Annotated in this window: 4 protein-coding genes; 2 read left to right on the forward strand and 2 right to left on the reverse strand. The window is 53.5% G+C overall.

All coding sequences use genetic code 11. The annotated features are described in order from the left end of the window. Positions 1 to 35: 35 nt before the first annotated feature. The gene (locus tag AC1RQI_RS16620) at positions 36 to 581 is read right to left on the reverse strand and encodes a helix-turn-helix domain-containing protein (protein WP_481905730.1); all 546 of its coding nucleotides are present in this window, start codon (positions 579 to 581) and stop codon (positions 36 to 38) included. On the opposite strand from AC1RQI_RS16620, the gene AC1RQI_RS16625 reads away from it, so the two are divergent. After that, positions 516 to 755, forward strand: coding sequence for a hypothetical protein (locus AC1RQI_RS16625; protein WP_481905727.1), 240 nt, complete (start codon positions 516 to 518; stop codon positions 753 to 755). The two genes, AC1RQI_RS16620 and AC1RQI_RS16625, sit on opposite strands and share 66 nt — an antisense overlap. A 158-nt stretch (positions 756 to 913) precedes the next feature. Further along, positions 914 to 1756, forward strand: coding sequence for an ankyrin repeat domain-containing protein (locus AC1RQI_RS16630; RefSeq protein ID WP_481905728.1), 843 nt, complete (start codon positions 914 to 916; stop codon positions 1754 to 1756). 27 nt (positions 1757 to 1783) lie between these two features. Here AC1RQI_RS16630 and AC1RQI_RS16635 read toward each other — a convergent pair whose 3' ends face one another. Continuing rightward, positions 1784 to 2320, reverse strand: coding sequence for a hypothetical protein (locus tag AC1RQI_RS16635; RefSeq protein ID WP_481905729.1), 537 nt, complete (start codon positions 2318 to 2320; stop codon positions 1784 to 1786). Between the last annotated feature and the right edge of the window lie 157 nt (positions 2321 to 2477).

The following is a 2477-nucleotide window of genomic DNA, read 5'->3' on the forward strand; positions in this document are numbered from 1 at the left end:
ACCGATGAGCAGCTGGACCGGCTGCTGCCCTGGCGTCAGGAAGGGGCGGTTACCGCGTAGTTCGTGGACCGCTTACGCTGGACGGTGGAGCCCAGGTGGGGATTCAGTACCGACTTGAGCTCGCCCTGGCGGGTCTTGAGATCCTGGCTGAAGCGCTCAACAGTGGCGCTGTCGCGCCCGGGTGTGGCAAAGATCAGGCGGCGTTGCTGCAGATCATGGACCAGGGTGATGTAATGCTGGCCCCGGCACCAGGCGGTTCCATCAATACCGATGTGGCGCACCTGGCTGTAATCTTCGCGCTGACGGGCCTTGTGAACATGGTGGTTGATGACCCGCCACAGCGATTGGTCGGTGATCCGCAGCTGGCGGGCACAACTGACCACCGGCATGGCTTTGGCCAGCGTCAGCGACAGCGCCTCAAACAGCAGCGTGAACCGGCTGCCAGGGCGCGTCCACGGCACCGCCACCTGGGTGGTTTTGCCACAGTGGCTGCAGCGCACCCGGGGAATCCGGGCATGGATGTAGGCCTCGTACTGGAAGAAATCGAGATGGCGCCAGGTCTTGGACTTGCGGTCATGGATGGGCTGTTCTGTGGCCTGACAAGCCGGGCAGGTGAGATGCGGCTGGTCACAGCTGACCGTGAAATCGATCCGCTGGGCTTCGGGTTGGAAGTTAATGGCCTCACGGCCAACGGGGCGGTCAGTCCCAGCGCTTGGGTGAACAGTTGTTCCTGCACGGCTCGCTCTCCTGCGTGATCAACGACAGGGCTGAGTATGCCATGCTCGCTGACCGGGAATCAGGCTCGGTCCCACTCAATCCGGTAAAGAGCCCTACTGAGTCAATGGGAATTCCTGAATTCAATGAATGGTGGGGTATTCATGTATGAGTGGATTATCAGGAATTGGGGATGTTTATGAGTAAACGCGTTTTGTCATCAGTTTTTATGAGCTTGCTTTCAGTGGTCGGGGTTTCCGGAAATGTGATGAGTAAAGGTAATGATCCCAGTGTCTATTTTAACGATCCACATGTCGTTGAGCTTTGCAAGGCAGCGATATCAGGAAAAATAAATAAAATCAAAAACTTAGTTGATGATGGAGTTGATGTTAATGCTCGTGGCAAAGAAGGAATGACTCCACTGCTATTCAGCTTAGCAGGAACGGATAAAAAGGGGCTTAGAGAGCTTATGGAGAACGGAGCTGATCCTAACCTGCAAACAGAGAATCTCGAATCTTACATGCGATTTGCCGCGCGGGGTCAAGACAGTGAATTTCTGAAGATGGGGCTGGAACATGGGGGTGACCCAAATTTGCGAGGTCCGCAGCAGCGGACATTGTTGTTTGAGGCAGCGATGGAAAACAATAAGGAAGTAGAAAAGCAATTACAGCTACTGATTGAAAACGGCGCTGAGATCAATGCGCTATCTGATCCACGTGGAATCAATGAAAACGCCGCCATGGCAGCTGCGCGGATAAATCAGTATGAGCCTGCTATTTATTTGTTGCGGCAGGGGGTTGATCCATACCACGAAAATAGGTGGGGGTACACGATTGCCTATTCTCTGGCAGAAAATGTTATCGGGTATGTCCCCGGAAAAGAAGGCTATGATGCACGCACCAAGGTTGCAAAATTTCTAGTTGATCAAGGGATGAAGGTCGACCTTAAAAGACCTTACGATGCACCTGATGACTGGTTGGAGAAGTCGTTTGAAGCCATTGGGGAACCGGTCCCGGACACATTGCGCGAGCAACCCGAATGACTTCATTCGGAGTTCGAGAGAGAGCCGTTATTCATTCAGAAAGGTACGCTTATCTGCCTCCTTCCCCTCCAACTCCCTTTCAAGGAATGGTTCCGGAAGGCGGTATACCTCAATCTTGATCTCTGATTTCCTCAGCATCCGGATGAAGGCATCAACCTTCCAGATCTTTTGCCAGTTGGCACGTACTGGTACCCGGCGCTTGAAGAGTTCCCGTTCCGCGGGTGACAAGAGCCCCTCACGGATTGTCTGTAACTGGAAAGCAGGTTTGATCTGAAGGCGGTGGAGCCAGGGAGCTTTCTTGTGCAGTGTGGGCTTCTTGGCACCCGGGATGTTAGTGGCGGGGAGGTTGATCTTTGCATGATGGGGCAGGTTGTGGCGGTCCTGGACGTCTTTTCCTTGGAGCGCCTTTCTGAAGGATTCCTTGTTTGGAGTCTCGTGGAACGCATCCAGCCATAGGAGCTCTGATTCATTCCTGTTGCGGTTGGCGTAATGTTTATGGAAGAACGCCTGGAAGTCGTCCAATTCCTTTTGGGTAATGGATTCGAGGAAGAAGTAGCCAGCCATTGAGCGATCCTCCTTATCGCTTTATAGAACGTTGTGGGATCAGGCGCAGTAATGCTTCCTGCTGCGCAGACCAAAAGTCTTGCACGGTGCCTCTGGCGCGGGCAAGTAGTGGCGGATTAAGACTGCGTATTGAGTTTGTTGGCGGCCGTAGCCTCTC

It is taken from the genome of Salicola sp. AFF1 (genome assembly GCF_056783195.1).